General features: G+C 64.8%; 18 protein-coding genes. 7 read left to right on the forward strand and 11 right to left on the reverse strand.

Features of this window, described 5'->3' with window-relative positions; translation table 11 throughout:
• Nucleotides 1-80: 80 nt before the first annotated feature.
• Nucleotides 81-893, reverse strand: a complete 813-nt coding sequence (locus AC0L3A_RS37095) for an MBL fold metallo-hydrolase (protein ID WP_007596531.1) — start codon at nucleotides 891-893, stop codon at nucleotides 81-83.
• A complete protein-coding gene (locus AC0L3A_RS37100) occupies nucleotides 890-1,261 on the reverse strand; it encodes a Crp/Fnr family transcriptional regulator (RefSeq protein WP_027520234.1) in 372 nt (123 codons plus the stop codon). The genes AC0L3A_RS37095 and AC0L3A_RS37100 overlap by 4 nt, the downstream gene beginning before the upstream one ends.
• A gap of 287 nt (nucleotides 1,262-1,548) precedes the next feature.
• Here AC0L3A_RS37100 and AC0L3A_RS37105 point away from each other — a divergent pair, with 287 nt between their 5' ends.
• From AC0L3A_RS37105 to AC0L3A_RS37115, 3 genes are all read left to right on the forward strand, one after another.
• On the forward strand, nucleotides 1,549-2,529 hold the full coding sequence (locus AC0L3A_RS37105; RefSeq protein WP_473256272.1) for a hypothetical protein: 981 nt from the start codon (nucleotides 1,549-1,551) through the stop codon (nucleotides 2,527-2,529).
• A 94-nt stretch (nucleotides 2,530-2,623) separates the two neighbouring features.
• Nucleotides 2,624-4,171, forward strand: a complete 1,548-nt coding sequence (locus AC0L3A_RS37110) for a hypothetical protein (RefSeq protein WP_473256266.1) — start codon at nucleotides 2,624-2,626, stop codon at nucleotides 4,169-4,171.
• A gap of 25 nt (nucleotides 4,172-4,196) precedes the next feature.
• Nucleotides 4,197-4,361: a hypothetical protein gene (locus tag AC0L3A_RS37115; protein WP_219683035.1), complete on the forward strand. Its 165-nt coding sequence runs from the start codon at nucleotides 4,197-4,199 to the stop codon at nucleotides 4,359-4,361.
• A 9-nt stretch (nucleotides 4,362-4,370) separates the two neighbouring features.
• On the opposite strand, the gene AC0L3A_RS37120 is transcribed toward AC0L3A_RS37115, so the two are convergent.
• From AC0L3A_RS37120 to putA, 3 genes are all read right to left on the reverse strand, one after another.
• Nucleotides 4,371-5,018, reverse strand: a complete 648-nt coding sequence (locus AC0L3A_RS37120; RefSeq protein ID WP_354167817.1) for a glutathione S-transferase family protein — start codon at nucleotides 5,016-5,018, stop codon at nucleotides 4,371-4,373.
• Nucleotides 5,019-5,169: 151 nt separating this feature from the next.
• Nucleotides 5,170-6,375, reverse strand: a complete 1,206-nt coding sequence (locus tag AC0L3A_RS37125; protein ID WP_473256267.1) for a CaiB/BaiF CoA transferase family protein — start codon at nucleotides 6,373-6,375, stop codon at nucleotides 5,170-5,172.
• 114 nt (nucleotides 6,376-6,489) lie between these two features.
• Entirely contained in the window at nucleotides 6,490-9,489 is a 3,000-nt protein-coding gene (gene putA / locus AC0L3A_RS37130; protein ID WP_473256268.1) for a bifunctional proline dehydrogenase/L-glutamate gamma-semialdehyde dehydrogenase PutA, read from the reverse strand.
• A gap of 114 nt (nucleotides 9,490-9,603) precedes the next feature.
• Between putA and AC0L3A_RS37135 the strand changes: the two genes are divergently transcribed.
• The gene (locus AC0L3A_RS37135) at nucleotides 9,604-10,065 is read left to right on the forward strand and encodes an Lrp/AsnC ligand binding domain-containing protein (protein WP_007596520.1); all 462 of its coding nucleotides are present in this window, start codon (nucleotides 9,604-9,606) and stop codon (nucleotides 10,063-10,065) included.
• Between the two features lie 170 nt (nucleotides 10,066-10,235).
• Here the strand turns inward: AC0L3A_RS37135 and AC0L3A_RS37140 are convergent, their stop codons facing one another.
• The 4 genes from AC0L3A_RS37140 to AC0L3A_RS37155 all read right to left on the reverse strand — a co-directional run bounded on the left by AC0L3A_RS37140 (nucleotide 10,236) and on the right by AC0L3A_RS37155 (nucleotide 14,226).
• Nucleotides 10,236-10,436: a cold-shock protein gene (locus AC0L3A_RS37140; RefSeq protein ID WP_007596519.1), complete on the reverse strand. Its 201-nt coding sequence runs from the start codon at nucleotides 10,434-10,436 to the stop codon at nucleotides 10,236-10,238.
• Nucleotides 10,437-10,644: 208 nt separating this feature from the next.
• A complete protein-coding gene (sorB, locus tag AC0L3A_RS37145) occupies nucleotides 10,645-10,953 on the reverse strand; it encodes a SorB family sulfite dehydrogenase c-type cytochrome subunit (RefSeq protein WP_473256269.1) in 309 nt (102 codons plus the stop codon).
• An 11-nt stretch (nucleotides 10,954-10,964) separates the two neighbouring features.
• On the reverse strand, nucleotides 10,965-12,164 hold the full coding sequence (gene sorA, locus AC0L3A_RS37150; protein ID WP_473256270.1) for a SorA family sulfite dehydrogenase catalytic subunit: 1,200 nt from the start codon (nucleotides 12,162-12,164) through the stop codon (nucleotides 10,965-10,967).
• A gap of 328 nt (nucleotides 12,165-12,492) precedes the next feature.
• Nucleotides 12,493-14,226, reverse strand: a complete 1,734-nt coding sequence (locus tag AC0L3A_RS37155) for an adenylate/guanylate cyclase domain-containing protein (RefSeq protein WP_007596511.1) — start codon at nucleotides 14,224-14,226, stop codon at nucleotides 12,493-12,495.
• Between the two features lie 334 nt (nucleotides 14,227-14,560).
• Between AC0L3A_RS37155 and AC0L3A_RS37160 the strand changes: the two genes are divergently transcribed.
• A complete protein-coding gene (locus tag AC0L3A_RS37160; RefSeq protein WP_007596509.1) occupies nucleotides 14,561-16,189 on the forward strand; it encodes a glycosyltransferase family 39 protein in 1,629 nt (542 codons plus the stop codon).
• On the opposite strand, the gene AC0L3A_RS37165 is transcribed toward AC0L3A_RS37160, so the two are convergent.
• Nucleotides 16,098-17,126, reverse strand: a complete 1,029-nt coding sequence (locus AC0L3A_RS37165; protein ID WP_007596507.1) for a YcjF family protein — start codon at nucleotides 17,124-17,126, stop codon at nucleotides 16,098-16,100. The genes AC0L3A_RS37160 and AC0L3A_RS37165 overlap by 92 nt on opposite strands.
• Nucleotides 17,123-18,592 carry a YcjX family GTP-binding protein gene (locus AC0L3A_RS37170; RefSeq protein WP_473256271.1) on the reverse strand — a complete coding sequence of 490 codons (1,470 nt, stop codon included), beginning with the start codon at nucleotides 18,590-18,592 and terminating at the stop codon, nucleotides 17,123-17,125. Before AC0L3A_RS37170 ends, AC0L3A_RS37165 begins: the two co-directional genes overlap by 4 nt.
• 184 nt (nucleotides 18,593-18,776) lie before the next feature.
• On the opposite strand from AC0L3A_RS37170, the gene trhA reads away from it, so the two are divergent.
• Together trhA and AC0L3A_RS37180 are read left to right on the forward strand one after the other, a co-directional pair.
• On the forward strand, nucleotides 18,777-19,472 hold the full coding sequence (trhA, locus tag AC0L3A_RS37175; protein WP_007596505.1) for a PAQR family membrane homeostasis protein TrhA: 696 nt from the start codon (nucleotides 18,777-18,779) through the stop codon (nucleotides 19,470-19,472).
• A 54-nt stretch (nucleotides 19,473-19,526) separates the two neighbouring features.
• Nucleotides 19,527-20,321, forward strand: a complete 795-nt coding sequence (locus tag AC0L3A_RS37180) for an SDR family oxidoreductase (protein WP_007596504.1) — start codon at nucleotides 19,527-19,529, stop codon at nucleotides 20,319-20,321.
• Nucleotides 20,322-20,372: the final 51 nt, after the last annotated feature.

A 20,372-nucleotide genomic window follows, 5' to 3' on the forward strand; every position in this document is an offset into this window, starting at 1 on the left:
ATGGGTCCTGGCTTTCGCCAGGACGACGTTGTGGGGACATCGGTGCTTCGCCTCGCGGGCACACGCAGCCGCACGCCCACCTAATCGTCCAGCTTGTTCAGATCCCGCACCGACTGCATGATCGGCTCGAAGTTCGAGCGCGCATCCAGCGCTTCGAACAATTGTGCGGTGTCCTCCAGCAAGCCGTGCGACCGCGCAATGGCGATACGCACGTCTTCCTGTGGCGCGTCCGATAGCCGGCCGTGGCCTGAAAGCAGGATCCTCGCGTTCAATCCCTTCAGCCGCTCCAGCGACTCGATGTAGTCGGCGATGCTGCCGGAGCCGAACACGCCGCCCATCACGCCGCCGGGCATGAGCGTATCGGCGGCGAACAATAGCCCCTTGTCCTGATCGAACAGCGTGATGCAGGCCGAGGTGTGTCCCGGCGTGTGCATCACGTTGAGACGGAAATTGCCGAGGTCGATCAGATTGCCTTCCTCGAGCCAGATGTCGATATTAACAGGCACGTTCGGCTCGTTGAACATCTTTCGCAGCATCGAGAAGTCGTCGCGCAGCATGATCTTGTTGGCGGCGAGGCGATGGGCGGCGACGAAGGTGCGGCGCTCGTTGAAGTGCCAGGCTGCGCCGATGTGGTCGAGATGCTCGTGGCTGAGCACCACCATGTCGATCTTCTCCGGCGGGCAGCCGACGAAGTTCAGGCATTCGACCATCGCCGCATAGTTCGAGGACAGCCCGGTATCGATCAGGATGGTTCGCGCCGAGCCGCGCACGAGATAGACGTTGGCGGCGCGATTGGAGAAACGGATCTGGTAGACGTCGTCCGCCGCCTGGATCAGCGAGCAGGTGTCGTTCTTCATCAGGACCGGAAAGGCTGTCGGCTTGCCGTCGCTCATGATTGGGCCGCCCGATAGCTGACCGCATTGGCCGCGCGCAGGCGCTTCGACAGCGCATCCATCACCATCAACGCAAACGCCGGCTGCTGGCTGACGAGATAGACGAAGCGGGCGTGGTTGACCCGCATCACCTTGGTGTTCGGCGCCGCCGCGATCGCGGTCGCCGAACGTGCGGAGCCGTCGATCACGGCCATCTCGCCGAAGAATTCGCCCTTGCCGAGTTTGATGATGCTGGTCTTGCTGGCGCCGCTGAATTTGGCGATCTCGACCTCCCCGTCGAGGACAACGTACAGCTCGCGGCCGGTCGAGCCCTCCTCGAAGATGATGTCATCGACGCCAAACTCGTTGATGCACTTCTCGATCGTCATGACACCCCCAAGGGCCTCTGCAGCCGTTCTGGCTGACAGGGCAGTCATGTTAGCGGGGTAACAGGGGCGGGCAACAGCCTGTTCGGCGAGAGCGTGGCCTGCCGCAGGGCAACATCGGCTGACGATTTGTTGCACAGCGCCACACCGGTTCCACTTTCCCGGCCCAATTCGGCTCCGGATGAATTCCTAAAATTTTGGTAAGCGGGTCCGCAGGTAAGGAATTCGCAAGCAATGAAAGTTACCAAAAGGTCAACCGAGACTGGAGTATTTGAGCCGTGAGCGAACCAATGCCCGAGCAGGCCGCCCAGGATACTGGCGTCGTCGAAGCCGCAGCGACCGTGCCGCAGGCCATCGAGGCTGCTGCCGGCATCGAGGCCCCTTCGATTGCCCCCGACCACGAGACGCCGCCCAAACCCGACCTGGCCAAGGTCGAGCCCCCAAAAATCGAGGCATCGAGGATCGAGACGCCGAAGTTCGAAGCCAAAGCCGAGACCATGCCTGAAACCAAGTCCGAGCCAAAGCCCGGCAAGCTCATCGTCATGGCACCCGCGGAGCGGTCCTGGGACCGCGAGGAGTTCGCGCCGCATGTGAAAGCAGACGAGCCGCGCGAGACCGCCGGCAAGCGCCGCCTGTCGGCGATGGCCGCGGTGGTGGCGATTGCGGCCAGTGTCGGCGCCATCAGCGGCGCGCTCGCGACCGCAGGGATGATGCACTTCGCAAGCCCCGCGCCGGCACAGGTTGCCGACACCAGCCCGCTGGAATCCTCGGTCGCCCGGATCGATGCCGATGTCGTCGCGCTCAAGGCCAACGTCGAGCACACGTCCAAGACCGGCCTCGGCCAGTTCAACCGCACCAACGACCGCCTCGACAAGCTCGAGAAGGCGCAGGCCGAGCCGATGGCCAAAATCGCGAAGCTGTCCGAGACCGTCGACAAGCTCCGCGCCACCCCGCCCGCGGCGCCCGCCCAGGCCGCAGCCGCCGTGCCGGCCCGTGAGACCACCGGCTCGATCGCACCGGCGCAGGTTGCGACCGCGGCAGCTGCGCCAGTTCCCGCCGCACCCAAGACCGAAATCGGCCGGCTGCCGACGGTCGAAGGCTGGGTGCTGCGCGACGTCTCCAACGGCGGCGCACTGGTCGAGGGTCGCAATGGCCTCTACGAGGTCTATGCCGGCGACCCCATCCCCGGCGTTGGCCGTGTCGATGCGATCCGCCGTCAGGACGGCCGCTGGGTGGTCGTCACCAGCAAAGGGCTGATCGTCGCGCGCTGAGCGGCTCATCATCCGACTTTCGAAGAGGCGCTTCACCACGATGTGAAGCGCCTTTTTGCTTGAATAGCCGTCCCTGCGCGGTGTTACCTGAGGCATGAGCCGCGCCTTGCGAATTCTCGTTGCCGCCGCCGTATTTGTCGGCGGCATCGTATCGTTGTTGGCCGCGGAGAACGCGCAGCTGGCACGCGGCACGGCGATCACCGATCCCGATCTCCTGCGCGAGCTCGACCAGCACGACGCACTCACGATCTCGCGCCTGTTGTGGCCGGAGCGGAACGCGAACTTTCCGCTGACGACCGATCTGATGTTTTCGTGGTTGTCGCAGCTCAAGGAGATTCCTCCCGCGATCGAAGCGGAGATCGACCGCTACGTCGCGCGGCAGAAGGCGGCATATCCGACCGAGACCATCGGCGTCGGCGAGGGCTTTGACGTGCAATTGTTCGATCGGTCCAATCTGAAGTCCCGCGACACCCGTTTCGTGCTGGCCGGCATCGTCAACCGCCTGGACCGGGCCTATGTCTCGGAGGACACCTGCGGCGAGATCAGGCTGATCTATCGTCTCGCGCGTTTCGAGACAAAACCGGATGGCGGCAGGACAGCCACGCGGCTGCCGATGACGCTCAATCTGGTGATGAAGGCGCGCGACGCGCGCCAGATGGACGGGAACGGCAAGCCGATCACCTGCGCCGAGGTCGCGCGACGCTGGCTCGGCAATGGCGACTGGCAGGGGCTGATCGGCAGCGACTTCTTCCCTTACGATGCGATGCTCGATCGCATCGAGACCAATGTTCAGATCTCGGTTGCGGCGAAATCGGCGCTGCACGATTTCCGCTCCGACTATCTGCTCAAGGTGTTCAAGTACGACGCCGTCTCGAAGATGTTCGAGGAATCGACGCTGGAGAACCAGATCGACCGTGACCGCATCCTCACGGACGACGCGCTCCGGCGCGACTTCAGGGATTGGCTGCTCGCGCCCGATCATCTTCGCGATTTCGATCGCGGCACGGTGCTGATCCCGGAGAAATTCCTGGCCAAGGCTGCAATCGTGCCGACGCCAGCCGGCCTCGATGCTTCTCCTTTGCAGCCGGAGTTCGGGATGATGCAGGGGGAGGGCAACGGAGAGGGGCAAGGCGAGCCGGTCTTCTCCGACAACGACGTGGTCGGTGCGTTGAAGCAAGCGGCCGCGCGCGGCGACATGCAGAACGTCCGCTCGGTCGCGGGCTTCCAGCGCCGCCTCAACGACGTCACCTGTGCCGGCTGCCACCAGACCCGCGGCATCGGCGGCTTTCACTTCCCGGGCGTCGATTGGCTTGCGGACAAGCCCTCCAATGCCACCATCGTGCCGGCCTCGCCGCATTTTCTTGGCGACCAGATCCGCCGCCGCGACATCCTGACCGCGATGGCCGCGGGCAAACGTCCTGATTTCTCACGCGGATTTGCCAGCCGGCCGCAGACCCGCGGCAGCACTGAGCTGGCGGGGACCGAATATCAGGACGGCTGGGGCGCGCATTGTTCCCTGGAAAATGCAGGATCGGGATCGGCCGACAAGAGTTTTACGTCATGGAGCTGTGCTAAAGGGCTGACCTGTCAGGCTGCCGCGGCCTCGCGCCGCATCGGCATGTGCTTCATCAAGACGCGTTAAGCCCACAAGCGATTTGGATGAACCCATGACGAATACGAGCGAAGCCAACAAGGAGCGCAATCGCGAGATCGCGCAGAATGAAGAGGCCAAGCAGGTTACCGGCAGCATCCGCGTCAGCACCTGGGCGGTCGCGGTCGTCGTCATCATCGGCGGAATCCTGTTCACGCTCGGCTGGCTCGCGCTGAAGTAGTCGGCGCCCTCACTTCGCGTAGTTCGTCATGCGCTTGCCGGGCAGCAGCTCGTAGGCCGGCTTCCACCCGGGCAGTGCGGCCATGCGGCCAAGCCAGGCCTGGATGGCGGGATAGCTTTCCGCGAAATCGAAGCCGTGCTCGTCGCTCGGATAGTGCAGATAGGCCATCATCGAGATATCGGCGACGGTCGGCCTGATGCCGATCGCAAATTGATTGTGCTGCAGATGGCCGTCGAGAATGCCGAGAAAATCCTCGAGCCGCCGGCGGAAATGTTTCAGCACTTGCGGATCGTTGCTTTGCGTGAAGGCGCGCATGAAGCGGTAGGTCGCCATGTAGCCGGTGAGCTTGTGGTTGTCCCAGAACAGCCAGCGCAGCAGCTCGAACTTTTCCCCCTCGGTCTCGGCACCGAAACGCCCGTACTGCTCGGCAAGCTTGAGCAGGAGAGGCGCGGTCTGCGTCATCTTCACACCGTCGATCTCGAGCACAGGAATTTCGCCCATCTCGTTCACGCTCTTGCGCCATTCCGGCGTGCGCGTGACGCCGCCGCCAAAGTCGGTCCAGACCGGCTCGAACCCCTCGCCGCAAAGCGTCAGCATCAGCGCCAGCTTGTAGCTGTTGCCGGATTCGGGGAAGTAGTGCAGGCGGTAGCTGGGCATGGGACCTCGCGATTGCTTTGCCAATTGTTATACCGCGATCTCCCGACGTCGTCATTGCGAGCGTAGCGAAGCAATCCAGCAATGCATCCGCGGCGGGATTCTGGATTGCTTTGCTGCGCTCGCAATGACGGGATTATGGCAGCGTATCGCCTTACCCCACCGCCCCCTGCGACCGCAGCTGCTTGATCGCGGCCTCGTCGTATCCCGCGCCACGCAAAATCTCGTCACTGTGCTCGCCGACGCCGGGGGGCTTGCGCGGCTGCACTTTCTTGGCGCCGTCGATCCAGATCGGGCTGGAAATGGTGAGCATGGTGTCGTTCTCGAACGGCACCAGAACGTCGTTGTCGAGCATCTGCTTGTCGTTCGGGATGTCGTCCAAAATACCGACGATGCCGAACACCAGTCCGTTGCCGTCGAGGATCTTGCGCCATTCGGCGAGATCCCTGGTTGCAAAGGTCTCGTCGAAGATCTTGATCAGCTCGACGGAGCGGGCGTGGCGGTCGGGTTTGGTAGCGAAACGCGGATCGGTGATGAGGTCTTCGCGGCCAAGACACCTGGCCAGCGTCGGAAACTGCTTCTCCTCGCTCAGCAGCGACAGGATCAGCCAGCGGCCGTCCTTGCACTGGTAGTGGTTGGCGACCGCGTTCAACGCGCGTTCGCGCGGCCGCCGCTCGGCAAACTTGGCGCCGCAGAGCTTTGCCTGCGCCAGCACGCTGGCAGCCCACACGCCGTTTGCCATCAGATTGGAGGCGACATGCGAGCCCTTGCCGGTCTTCTCGCGCTGATAGAGCGCGGTGACGATGGCGCCGTAGAACGCCATGGCGCAGGGATGGTCGCCCATGCCGGCGACCGAGCGGGCCGGCGTCGTGTCGGTGTCGGCGCGGACGAGGTCCATCAGGCCGGAGCGCGCCCAATAGGCGTTGCTGTCGAAGCCGGGCTTGTTGGCCTCTTCGCCTTTTTCGCCATAGCCGGTGAAGGAGGCGTAGATCAGCCGGTCGTTGAGATGGGCGAGGTGGTCGTAGGTGATGCCGAGTTTGGTGCGCACCGGCGGCGGCATGTTGGTGATGAAGACATCGGCCTCTTCCACCAGCTTGTAGAGCACGGCCTGCGCTTCCGGCTTGGCGAGGTCGAGCGCGATGCTCTTCTTGTTGCGGGCCTCCAGCAGCCAGGCGAAATTGTGCTCGCTGCTCGGATAGCCCGGAATGTTGGGCAGATTGCGGTAGGGATCGCCGGCACCGGGCGGTTCGATCTTGACGACATCGGCGCCGAAATCCGACAGCACGGTCGCGGCCGCTGGTGCTGCGATGAAACTCGCGCAATCCAGCACCTTGAGCCCTGCAAAAATGCCCTTTTCCATCGCCGCGTTGCTCCCTCGCTCGTGTTGTTTCCCGCGCGCTGGAATTGGCGAGGGCCACGTCACGGGCAGCATTAGACCGATGTTTCGGCGGGATGCAACGCTCCTCGCCGCGCCTCACTCATCCCCTGCGAGCAGGGCAGCGTTGCCGCCGGCTGCTGCGGTGTTGATCGTCACGGTCTGCTCGGTCGCAAAGCGCGCGAGGTAGTGCGGGCCGCCGGCTTTCGGGCCGGTTCCGGACAGGCCGTTGCCGCCGAACGGCTGCACGCCGACGACAGCGCCGATCATGTTGCGATTGACGTAGATGTTGCCGATCTGGACGCGGTCGACGATCGCCTCGATGGTGTCGTCGATGCGGGAATGGATGCCGAGCGTCAGACCGTAGCCGGTGCGCTCGATGGCTTGCAGGACGCGTTCGAGATGTTCCGCACGATAGCGCGCAACGTGGAGGATCGGGCCGAACACCTCCGAGGTCAGCTGGCCGGCATCGCCAAGCTCGAAAATATGCGGCGCCACGAAGCAGCCCTCCGGCGCGGTGCCGGCAAAGTGCAGCCGTGCCTCTCTCTTCATCCGTGCGATATGTGCATCGAGGCGCTGCTTGGCCTCGCTATCGATCACCGGACCGATATGGGTCGCGACGTCGCTCGCGTCACCGATCTTCAACTCGCGCGCCGCGCCCGCGATCATCTCAATCATGCGGTCGGCGACGTCCTCCTGCACGAACAGCAGCCGCAGCGCCGAGCAGCGCTGGCCGGCGGAACGAAACGCCGAGGTGACGACATCGTCTGCGACCTGCTCGGGCAACGCAGTCGCATCCGCGATCATGGTGTTGATGCCGCCGGTCTCCGCGATCAGCGGCACGATCGGCCCGTCCTTGGCCGCCAGCGCCCGATTGATGCTGCGCGCGACCTCGGTCGAGCCGGTGAAGACGATTCCGGCGATACCGGGGTGCGCCGTCAGCGCGGCGCCGACGCGGCCGTCGCCGGCGACGAGATGCAGCGCGCTTGCGGGGATGCCGGCCTCGTGCAGCAGCCGCACCGCCTCGACCGCAATGCGCGGGGTCTGCTCTGCGGGCTTGGCCACCACGCTGTTGCCGGCCATCAGCGCCGCCGTGACCTGGCCGAGGAAGATCGCCAACGGAAAATTCCATGGCGAGATCGCCACGAAGACGCCACGGCCGCGCATGGCCAGCGCGTTGCTCTCGCCGGTCGGCCCCGGCATCGCCACATCGTTGCCGAACAGCTTGCGGCCCTGCGCGGCGTAATAGCGGCAGAAATCGGCGGCCTCGCGCAGCTCCGACAGCGCATCGTCGAGCGTCTTGCCGCCCTCGCGTTGCAGCAGCGCGATGAAATGGGGCGCGCGGTTCTCCAGAAGATGCGCGGCCTGCTCCAGCGCCGCCGCGCGCGTGGCTGCGGGTGTCCGGCTCCAGGCGGCAAAGCCGGCGCGCGCTGCAGCCACTGCCGCATTGGCCTGATCCGGCGTTGCGTTCGCGATCGGCTTGAGGTCGATCGTCTCGGCTTTGACATCCGTCAGCAACCGGTCGAGCGCGGCGCGCGCGCCGAATTCGACGCCGCGCGAATTCCGCCGCTCCGGCGCGAACAGATCGCGTGGCAGCGGAATTTTCGGATGGGCCGCCTGCTGCGGCCGGACGATGGCATCCGCCGGACGTTGCAACAGCGCCGTAACAGGCACGCGGTAGTCAGCCGCCTGCGCCACGAAGGAGGAGTTCGCACCGTTCTCCAACAGTCGCCGCACCAGATAAGCGAGCAGGTCGCGATGGCTGCCGACCGGGGCGTAGGTGCGGTAGGCGATCTCGGGGCGGTCCTTGGCGAGCTGCTCGTAGAGTGCCTCGCCCATGCCATGCAGGCGTTGGAATTCGAAGCCGCCGTTGGCGCCGGCAAGCTCCAGCACCGTCGCGACGCTCAGCGCGTTGTGGGTGGCGAATTGCGGGAAGATGCGCGGCCGCAGGCTCAACAGCTTTTGAGCACAGGCGACGTAGTTCAGATCCGTCATCGCCTTGCGCGTGAACACGGGATAGCCGTCGAGCCCGCGCTCCTGCGCGCGCTTGATCTCGGTGTCCCAATAGGCGCCCTTGACCAGCCGCACCATCAGCTTGCGGTCATGCGCGCGGGCGAGCGCGTCGACATAGTCGATCACGTCGCCGGCGCGCTTCTGATAGGCCTGGATCGCAAGGCCAAATCCGTCCCAACCCGCAAGCGAGGGATCGGCGAGCGTTGCCGCGATCACGTCGAGCGACAATTCCAGCCGGTCGGCTTCCTCGGCATCGACGGTGAAATTGAGGTCATGGGCCTTGGCGCGCTGCGCCAGGTCCAGCAGTCGCGGCACCAGCTCAGCCATCACGCGGTCGCGGCTGATCGCTTCGAAGCGCGGATGCAGCGCCGAGAGCTTGACGGAGATACCGGGCCGGTCGGGCAGGGGATGGTTGCCGGCCGCCTTGCCGATGGTCAGAATCGCGCTGGCATAGGCGTCGAAATAGCGCCTGGCATCAGTGGCCGTGCGGGCGCCTTCGCCGAGCATGTCGAAGGAATAGCGCGCCCTCTCGCCGGAGCGCGGCCGGGCCCGCTCCAGGGCCTGCGCGATGGTCTCCCCCAGCACGAAATGATTGCCCATCAGCCGCATTGCCTGCCGCGTGGCGGTGCGCACGGCCGGTGCGCCCAGCCGCTTCACCAGCCGGCCGATGGTGCCGTCGGGCGTCTCGCCGGGCTGGATCACCCGCGCCGAGAGGCCCAACGCCCAGGCCGAGGCGTTGACCAGGAAGGCGGTGGACTTGGTCTCGTGGTGGATGAAGTCGCCCTCGCCGAGCTTGTCCTCGATGAACTGGTCGGCAGTGCGCGCGTCCGGCACGCGCAGCAGCGCCTCGGCCAGCACCATCAAAGCAAGCCCCTCCTTGGTCGAGAGCGCGAACTCCCGCAGCATGTCCTCGACTCCACCGAGCCGGTCGTCGCGCTTGCGGATGGCTTCGATCAGCCGTGTCGCGGTGCGATCGATCCTCGCCTCCTGCGGCGGGCCGAGATGCGCAGACGGCAAAAGGCGCGCGGCGATATCGGCATCATCGGGCGCGTAGGCGGCGGAGAAGAGAGGCGGAATGTTCGGCATGGCGTGTCCTGTGGCTTCAATCCAGGATAATGCCCGCAATACCTTAGCTCGATAGACAATTTAGCTGATTTGGCTTAGGAAATGAAGCCTCATAGCCATTTGGCCTCATAAAGTATGGAATTAGATCGAACCGACCGGAAAATCCTCTCGATTTTGCAGCAGGACGGGCGAATCGCCAATGTCGAGCTCGCGGAACGCATCGGGCTATCGCCCACCTCGATCGGCGAACGGCTGAAGCGTTTGCAGCGAGAGGGCTTTATCGAGGGCTATGGCGCGCGGCTCAACCCGCACCGGCTCGGCCTCGGGCTCCTGGTGTTCGTCGAAGTGCTGCTCGATAAGACCACGCCCGACAATTTCGAGCGTTTTGCCCGCGCGGTGAAGCTCGCGCCCGAGGTGCTGGAGTGTCACATGGTTGCCGGCGGCTTCGACTATCTTGTGAAGGCGCGGCTGGCAGACATGACCGCGTATCGGCGCTTCCTCGGCGAGACCTTGCTGTCGATGCCCGGCGTGCGCGAAACGCGAACCTATGCGGTGATGGAAGAGATCAAGCGCGACGCACCGTTGCCAGTGGACTAACGAAGTGCCGTCGCGATTGTCATTGCTGTGGCGTCGAACGGGCGGTCTTCGCGGGACAAATAGTTCTCCGTGTGCAATCGCAACGCCTGTCGTCGAATGCACTGACCGTCTTCTGAAATTTCTTGGCCCGGCTCCCGGATCGATCCGGGAGTTAGCAAAGGCCGGCGGGCTTATACTTTGAGGTTCTCTGCGGAGCTTTTGCCTCGGTTTGCGATCTCTTCATATTCCACCGTCTGTCCTTCGTTCAGGGACGACAGACCGGCTTTCTGCACTGCCGAGATATGCACGAACACATCCTTGCCGCCCGACGCAGGCTGGATAAATCCATAACCCTTCGTCGGGTTGAACCACTTGACCGTACCTTTAGCCATCACGACTTCTCCGCGGGTCTTCCTCCGAGATCTCGAACCGCCAGTCCCCGCCAACCGGCCGGTTCGGTCCTAATACGATACGCGGAATGTGGCTGGCTTGGTAGCTCAAACCACATCCGCCTTTCGCCGAATTCCGCTCAACTTCGCGGCGGTTTTGCCGGATTTGCCCGTTTCGCGGTCACTTGGTCCGCGCGCCGCGCGCCATCCGTCAATAAGTCGCGGCCAGATAATCGACGATCTTGCCGACATCGGCATCGTCGATCGGGGCGCCATAGACCTTGATCATCTTGGTCACCTCGGCCTGCCAGAAAGCTTTCTTGTCCTTCATCAGCGGCTGCGTGTTGATGTAGTCGGCGGAGTGGCAGGCGCTGCAATTGCCCTGCACGACCACGAGGTTGGGGCCTGGCTTGAAGGCCGCGACCTCATCGGGGGTCTTGTAGTTGACCGGTGCTGCAAGTGCCGAACCCACCACGGCGGCGAGGGCGAGCGTGATGGCGAGGAAAACGGTGCGCTGCATGATCATTCCCCTCAAGCCACGGTGACGCGGACGGTTTCGACGACGTTGCGCAAGTAACCCGCCGGATTCCAGCGCGGCGTATCCGGCTGGGTTTCGCCGCCATTGCCGGTGGCGCGCACCTTGAGCTCGTGAGAGCCCGCCGCGAGCTTCACCGGCAGCGTCCATTCACGGAACGAGTATTTGCCAAGGTCCTTGCCGAGCTTGGCGCCGGTCCAGGTCTTGCCGCCGTCGGTGGAGACCGCGACCTCCTTGATACCCTTGCCGCCGTCGAAGGCGATGCCGCGCAGCGTCGTGCCGCCTGCTTTCAGCTTGGCGCCGTCGGGGATGCTGGTGATGAAGGAACGGATCGTGAAGCGGTTGATCGGGATCGTCGCCTTCGGCGCGGTGCCCGGCTCGACCGCATTGTTCGGGGTGTCCGGAATGCGATAGGCCGACTTCATCCAGAAGCCGTCATAGACATTGTCGACGACGGTGATCTCGTTGAGGTGCTTGACCCAGTAGGTGCCGAAATAGCCGGGCACGATCAGGCGCAGCGGAAAGCCGTTGAGGAACGGCAGGTCTTCGCCGTTCATGCCATAGGCCAGCATCACCTCGCCGTCGCTGGCGTGATCGATATCGAGCGCCTTGACGAAATCGGGCGTCTTGTCGCTGACCGGACCGTCCATGCCGTTGAAGGTGACCTGCTTGGCGCCGCTCTGCACGCCCGCCATCGCCAGCACCGCCTTCAGCGGCACGCCGCGCCAGCGCGCATTGCCCATCGCGCCGTTGGCAAGCTGGCCGCCGGCCACGCGCGGATCCAGGAAGCCGCGGCTGTTGCCGGAGCACTGGTTGACGGCGACGATCTCGGTCGCCTTCATCTTCCGGATGTCCTTCAGCGACAGCTTGAGCGCCTTGTCGACCTTGCCCTTGACCTCGAGCGTGAACTTGTCGGGGTCGAGACTGTAGGGCAGGTCGGAAAGGTGATAGCGCACGAAGAACGCGTTATTCGGGGTGATCGGGCCGTCGTTGAAGACCGCGAACGGCGTCTCGAGCTGCGGCGGGCGGCTGGTCAGGCCGATCATCGGCCGCTTCTGCGGATATTTTACCAAGGGACGTTCGCCATTGGCGAAGGGCAGGGTGACGGTGTCGAGTGCCAGCGCCTTGGTCGGGTTCAGTGCAGTCACAGCAGCGGCAAGGCCCGCTCCTTTGAGCAGGTCGCGTCGATCGAACATGTGGTCTCCTCCCGGAGCTTTTCGTTGATCGCGGTCATCACCGCAATCTCGCGCTCATGTGTCGCAACGACTCAGTTGAAGTCAATTCGTGCTTTCGCAGCAGGCCCATGCCGTTGCGTTGCAGCAAGCCGGTGTTACGCCGCGATGTTTTTCGTTGGATAACTCGATCTCGACGCAGGCTCGGTGCACCTCGCCCGCTTGCGGGAGAGGTCGCGCCGAAGGCGCGGGTGAGGGTTCTCTCCTCTGGGGATTGTCCCTGTGCGGAGACACCCTCTCCCCAACCCTCTCCCGCAAGCGGGAGAGGGAGAGCACCGCCTTCGTAACTGCCTCACGCCGCGACGCGTTCGCCGTGGTCAACGAGCACCGACAGCTCCCTGGCGTCCGCGACGACGCGCACGGCCATGGGTTCGTCGCGGCCGCGGATCGCGACCTCCTGCTGCGGCAGCGCATCGTCGGCAAGGCCGGCGGTGCGGCGGACTTCCTCTGAGACGATCGCTTCGCAGGCCAGCGTCTTGGTCATGTCCTGGAGGCGGGCTGCGACGTTGACGGCATCGCCCAGCGCTGTGAAGACGATGTGATCGCGATAGCCGATGTCGCCGATGATGACTTCGCCGCCGTGGATGCCGATGCCGAAGCGGATCGGCTGGCGCAGATCATGGCTCAGGAGCTCGTTGAGCTCGTCGATTTGCCTGGCGATGCCGGCGGCGGCCTTCAGCGCCTGCCGGCAGGCCTCTTGCGGATCGGCGCTCAGTCCGAACAGTGCCAGCATGCCGTCGCCCACGAATTGGTTCGGCTGGCCGCCATTCTCGATCACGGCCTGCGAGACGGCGCCGAGAAAGCGGTTGACGATGAACACGGTGTCGAACGGCAGCCGCTTCTCGGCCAGCTGCGTCGAGCCGCGCATGTCCACGAACAGACTGACGAGATAGCGCTCCTGGCCGATTCTGGCGGGCGTTGAGGCCTGTGTGTTCGCCGACAGGGTATGCGCGGTGAAGAGCTGGAAGAAGGAGAGATCCGACGTCGGCCGCAGCTGGCAGGCGAGCCTGATCGAGGGGTCACTGGTGCCGACACGGGTGAGCACGAACGCCTCGCGCTGCGACGGCTCGGGCAGGGCGCCATGATCGCCGATGATGCGGATGCGGCAGGTCGAGCAGCGGGCGCGGCCGCCGCAGACGCTGGCATGCGGCACATTGTGGCGCAGGCTCGCTTCCAGCACGGAGAGGCCTTTTGGCACCCGCACTGTCTTGCCGTTGCCGTAGGACAGCGCGATCATGCCGCCGCGCCGTTCGCGCAGGGCGCGCACGCCGCGCGCCAGCAGCGCCAAAGCGAGCAGTCCGAGATAACCGGCGGTGAGGCCACCGGTGATGCGGTCGAGCGTCGCTGCCTCGGCCGTCGTGCCGACCTGGCTGCGCGTGAGATTGTGCGTCCGCCATTCCCCGTCGTCGGCCTCGACCTCGACGCTGCGGCCACCTTGGTAGACACCCAGCAGCGACAGCGTCGGGATCAGCACAGCAGCCGCGAGCAGATAGGGGGCCGCGCGCGTGAAGAACGGTTTGAGGCGAAGCCAGAAATAGATGCCGATGCAGCCGTGCACCCAGGCGATGAGAAGCAGGACCGTCATGGTCCAGATACGGTTCGACGCGACGAAGAACAGATAGAGTTCCTGCGGATAGAGTTTTTGGTGTCCGTAAAGCGTCTGGCCGAGCCGCACCCCGATCACATGCGCCATGACCAGCGCGGGGATGCTCAAGCCCAGCACGAGTTGCAGCGGCTCGACCGTCCGCCAGCGGAACTGCCGGCGCTGATACAACGCGTAGATGCCGAGCCCCATATGCGTGAGCGCCGCCGTGTAGAACGTGATCGCAACCGGCAGGAACTGCCAGAACAGCGTGTGGTAGTAGACCCCGATCTCCATGGCATCGACCGAGATGTTGCCGAGCGCATGGTTGAGGAAATGGCTGATGACATAGGCGAACAGGATCACGCCGCAAACCAGCCGCACCTGGCGCAAGCTGACGGCGCGGGAAAGCTCGGAAAATCGTGAGGATGCGGTTGCGGCCATGATTCTGTTGTATCAGTTCATGAAGGAGAACAGCCAGCGCCGCGTTTAATTCCGGGGGTGGACAGCTTGCGGGATCACATCCGCGGTAGGGTGACGAAATCGTAGGGTGGGCAAAGGCGCCTTGGCGCCGTGCCCACCAATCGGCACTTATGGTGGGCACGTTGCGCTTTGCCCACCCTACGGTTTCCGCGTCGGGGCTGGGATCGCGACAGCGCAACAGGCCGATCCACCCCCAACATTGACTCCCCCTCCCAGGTTGGCGAAAAGCGCCGCCGTGACGACAGCTCCTGACATCACGAAGCCCCCCGCCGGCGCGGCGCGCCGGCCGCTCGTCATGGCCGCGGCGATCATCGCGGCGATGACGCTGCTGCGCATCGTCTACGCCTCGGCCATCGAGCTGCGCACGGACGAGGCCTATTACTGGACCTGGTCGCACGAGACGGCGCTCAGCTTCCTGGATCATCCCCCCGGCATCGCCTGGCTGATCCGGTTCGGCACCGCGATCTTCGGCGACACCACGCTCGGTGTGCGCTTCGGCGGCATCGTCGCCATGCTGGTGACGCAGCTCCTGCTCGCCGATATCGTCCGCCGCCTCACCCAGGACATGCGCGCCGTCGTGCTCGCGGTGCTGATGCTGGAGGCTGCGCTCTATTACGGCCTGCTGATGGCCAAGGTCGCGCCCGACGTCGCCATGATCCCGTTTGCGGTGGCGATGATGTGGTCCCTGGTGCGGCTTGCGCAGGGCGGCGATGGCCGCTGGTGGCTCGCGGCCGGCCTGTTCGCCGGGCTGGCGATGCTGTCGAAATTTACCGTGATCATGTTCGCGCCGGCCGTTGCCGCCTTTCTGCTGGTGCCGGATTGGCGCTGGCGCTGGCTGCGCAGCCCCTATCCGTATTCGGCGGTCCTGATCGCAATCGCCGTGTTCTCGCCCGTCCTGATCTGGAACGTGCAGCACGACTGGGCCGCGATCCGCTTCCAGGGCGTGCGCGCCACCACCAGCTACGGCATCTCGCTCCGCACCTTCGGCGACTACATCGGCCTGCAATTCGGATTGGTCGGCTTCGTCATGCTGCCGGTGGTGCTGACGGGGGTGGTGATGACGGCGTGGCGCGGCTATCGCACGCGCGAGCCGGTCGCGATTTTGCTGTCGACCGCGGTGCTGGTGCCGTTTCTCTATTTCCTGGCGAAATCCCTGACCCTCCGCGTCGGTGACACCTGGCCGATGTTCATGTGGCCGGTCGGTTTCGCCGCTGCCGCTATTAATCTCACCATGCTGTCGCGCGAAGGAAGATCGGCGCGGATGATCAGATCGGCGCAGTTCTGGGCCAGCACAGCCGTGGTCTCGGGCATCGCTTTCGTCGTGATCGTGTTCCTCTATTACATCGCCGCGCCCTGGAATTTGCTCGGCAAGATCGATCCGATCGGTGCCGAGTCCGGCTACGAGCAGGTTGCCGCGCGCGCACAGGCTGCATTGGACGAGACCGGCGCGACCTGGATCGCCACCACAGACTACCGCACCTATGCCATGATGCGCTGGCTGTTCAGGGGCCGTGTGCCCGTGATCGAAATCAACGAGCGCGGCCGCTTCCAGGATTTTCGCGATCCCGGCATGGATCGGATCAGAGGCCACGCCGGCATTTATGTTGGGCGCGAGCCAGACAACCGCTCGTCGCTGTGGGATTCGATCCCGGCCAAGCGCGAGCAACTCGGCCAGGTCGAGCGCCGCTGGCGCGGTCTCGTGATGGACAATTACGTGCTGGAGAAGCTCTCAGGCTGGACGCCGGAGCTGTCGCCGCCGACGAACTCGCCGCTGTTCCAGTGGCGCGTGCTGGCTTTCTTCTCCCCGCAAGCGTGGGACGGCAAACAGAACGCTACTCCTCCTCATCCTTCTTCCGCAGCAGATCCGTCGCGAGATCCGACAGCTTCGGCGGCGGCAGTGCCGCGAACGGCAGCGGCCGTGTGACGTCGATCGCGGCGAGGCCCAGCCGCGCCGTCAGCAATCCATTCAGCATGCCTTCGCCCAGCCGCTGCGATAGCTTCGCCGCGATGCCGTGGCCGAGCATCTGCTGCACCAGGCTGTCGCTCGCCGCCATGCCGCCGGTGATGGCGAGATGGGCGACGACGTGGCGGAGCAGGCGGATCATGCCGAGTGCGCCGGGACGGCCGCCGTAGAGAAAAGCGAGCTGGCGGATCAATCTCAGCGAGGCCACGAACACGAACAACACGTCGATCAGCGCGCGGGGCGAAACCGCTGTCACGATCGAGACCTTTTGCGCGGCTGACGACACCAGCCGCCGCGCCTCAATGTCCAGCGGCGACATCAATTCGCGCTCGGCGAGCCGGATCATGTCGGCGCCGTCGATGATCTCGCCGGCATGGCTTTCCAGCGCGGCGCGGGCGCGCGCGAGCTGCGGGTTCTGGTGCGCGATCTTGAGCAGATCCTGCACGATGATACGGCTCTCCTTGCGGTCGTCGCTGGCAAGAACAGCGGCTGCACGCTGATGCAGCTTTTCGATCGTTGCCAACCGCGCCAGCCCGAACGCCTCGCGTCCGGTCACCACCGCGAGCGCAAGGGCGGTGACGGAGGCAAGCGCCAGTCCGACAAAGCCGAGGCTTTCGCTGCGCGCAAACAGATCCTCGATCAGACGGACGACGCCGAGCCCGACGCCGAGCAGAGTCAGCCCGGCGACGCCGGACCAGAACAGCGCGCCCCAGGGAAAGCCGCGTCGCGCCGGAAGCGACGATGCGATCGGCACCGGCAAGTTCGCCGGATCGGGCTCCGGCGTGATCTGGATGGTGGTGCGGCCGAGCCGGGTCGTCTCGTCGGCCTCGGTGACGACGACGCCGGGGTCGTCGAGCCGGAACGTCGCCGGCCGCCGTGGCTTCGATCGGTCGTTCATGACAACTTGTCTCCGATCAGGAACTGCAAGGCACGGTCGAGGCGGATGTGAGGCAGCGCCGGCTGGTCGGCCCCCTCGCGTTCGAGCTTTGGCGGACGGAAACGCAGAAAGCGAAAATCGCTCTTGCCGGCGGCCGCGGTCGAGAGCCCGCGGAATGCGTCGGTGCCGTTGAACAGGGGTTCGGGATCCAGCGGCAGATCGCCCGGAAAAGCCGCGACCTCGGTGTTGCCGTCGAAGAACTCGCCGCCGGCGCTTTCGCCCGCGGCCGGCGTTCCCAGGATCGACGGCAATTTGTCACGGCCATGCGCGACCTGCGCCTCGCGCGTGGCGCGGACGGCGGCGAGTGCGACGACGTCGATCTCCGCGCCGGTAGTTTCCGCGCGCGCAACCGCGCGGGTGACGGCGCGGCGCAACACGGCCTCGAGCCGGTCATGGCTGGAATGATGCAGGTGATCCGCCTTGGTCGCCGCGAACAGCACGCGGTCGATCCGCGGCCGAAACAGGCCGCTGAGGAACGTGCTGCGGCCGATGTTGAAGCAGTCGAGAATGCCCGCGAGTGCGGCTTCGAGATCGTGCAGCGCTTCGGGGCCGGCGTTGAACGCGGCGAGCGCATCGGCCAGCACGATCTGGCGATCGAGCCGGGCAAAATGATCACGGAAGAATGGCCGCACCACGACGTCCTTGTAGGCCTCATACCGCCGCACCATCATGGCCCATAGCGATCCCTCCGGCGCCTGACCGCCCGCGGGTACGTCGAGCGGCGCAAAGGTCAGCGCCGGTGTGTCGGCGAGATTGCCCGGCATCAGGAAGCGGCCGGGCGGCAGCAGGCTCATCGCAAACCGCTCGTCGCGGCAGCCTTGCAGATAGCCCCTGAAGAGCTTCGCGGCCGTCAGCGTCGCCTGTTCATCCTCGCGCGCTTCGGGCTTGAGCGTTGCGAGATGCGCGTGCCAGTCCGCGGCCAGATGCGCGCGGGGCGCCTCGCGTGACAGCGCAAGGCTTTCGGCTGACCATTGCTCAAAACTCTTCTGAAGCAGCGGCAGGTCGAGCAGCCACTCGCCGGGATAGTCGACGATGTCGAGCGTCAGCGTGCGGTCGGCGCCGTTCTGGCGCTGGTAGTCGATGACGAGCCTGAGCTCGCTGATGTCGACAGTCGAGCTCGGCCAGCGCCGCTCCTCGATCAGCGCGCGCAGATGGCTCTCATAGGCAAAGCGCGGCACCGCGTCGTCCGGCTGCGGCGCCAGATGCGCCCGGGCGATCCGCCCGGATGAATAGGCCTCGAACACCGGAAACCGCCCGCCACGGGTGAGGCCGTGGATCAGCGCGGTGATGAACACGGTCTTGCCGGCCCGCGACAGGCCGGTAACCCCCAATCGTACCGTCGGATTGAAGAAATGCTCGCCGTAGTCGATCAGCGCCCGAGCCGACAGGCGCGCCTCCTCGAGCATATCCTGGAAACTAAATGCCATATGAACGTTGGGAATCCCGGGCGGGGGCGGATACGCAAAAAGGACTAGTCACAAAAGTGGCAACTGCCTGAGGAAAATCAAGCTTCATACTTCCACCGTCTTTGTCGGCAAATCAGCCGTTTGAACGACGCGCCGATCCCGAAACACCCATACAAGAGGGTATTGTCTCACTTTGCGGATTGCCATGACCGTCTTCCAACTGAAACAGCTCGCATCCTCCTCCGTCCACGCAGCCGCCGACGCGATCGGCTGGCATTACGACCGCGCCGAGCTGATCGCCGACGGCGTGATCCACGCGATCGGCGTGCTCTGCGGCATCGTCGCCGCGACCGTGTTGGTGGTGCTGACGGTGCTCTATGCCGACCCAACCGACATCGTCGGGGTCTCGATCTACGTCGCCGGCCTGCTCTCGATGCTGGTGTTGTCGGCGACCTATAATCTGTGGCCGATCTCGCCGGCCAAATGGCTGTTGCGGCGATTCGACCATTCGGCGATCTACCTCCTGATCGCGGCGACCTACACGCCGTTCATCCTGGAGGTGAAGGACAGCGGCTTCGCGCTGGTGTTGCTCACCGGTGTCTGGTGTGTGGCGATCCTTGGCATCGTGCTGAAACTTCTCTATCCCGGCCGGTTCGACCGCGTCGCGGTCGGCATCTATCTCGCCATGGGCTGGAGCGGCATCATGCTCTACGATTCCGTGGTCAAGGCGCTGCCCGCGCTGGTGCTGGGCTTCATCCTTGCGGGCGGACTGCTCTACAGCTTCGGCGTGATCTTCCATGCCTGGCGGCGGCTGCGCTTCCAGAATGCGATCTGGCACGGCTTTGTCTTGGCCGGGGCGGCGTGCCATTATACCGCGGTGCTCGACCTCGTGTTGAGCTGAGCGCTCCGCGAAGCGGAATAAGCCAAAACGGTATAAGACAAGAGGAGACGTCGCATGCAGGTGACCGGCAAGGTCGTGGTCGTCACGGGCGGCGCCAACGGCATCGGCAAGGCGCTGTGCGAGGCGTTTCACAAGGCTGGTGCGGCCAAGGTCGTCGTCGCCGACATGGACGCGGACAACGCAAGGACCGTCGCTGCCACGGTGGATGGCGCCGCGTTCAAATGCGATGTCGCGCAGGAAAAGGATATTTCCCACGTCATCGAGGAGACCGAGCGGCAGTTCGGCCCGATCGAATTATTCTGCTCCAATGCCGGCATCGGCGGCGGTTTCGATCCGATGTCGGTCAATGCCGGCGGCGCCTCGGATGAGCCGTGGCAGCGCAGCTGGGCTATTCACGTCATGGCGCACGTCTATGCGGCGCGGCACCTGATCCCGCGCATGAAGGCGCGAGGCGGCGGCTATTTCCTCAACACGATCTCGGCAGCGGGCCTGCTGTCGCAGGTCGGCAGCCCGGCTTATTCCACCACCAAGCACGCCGCGGTCGGCTTTGCCGAAAATCTCGCGATCTCGCACAAGGCGCACAACATCCGCGTCTCGATCCTCTGCCCGCAGGGCGTCGACACCAACATGCTGCGTTCGATCCCCAAGGGCCCACAATCCGGCGACGGCGACCTCACGCCCGAGCAGGTCGCCGAGGACGTGCTCGCGGGCCTCGAGCAGGAGACGTTCTTGATCCTGCCGCACCCGCAGGTGCTCGGCTACATGCGCAAGAAGACCGAGAATTACGACCGCTGGATCGGCGGCATGGCCAAGATCCAGGCCAGGATGCGGGAAGATTTCGGGACGTAGGGAAGGCGGGCCCACAATTTCGGAGTCGTCCTGGCGAAAGCCAGGACCCAT

Source organism: Bradyrhizobium sp. MI1.3 (genome assembly GCF_055811695.1).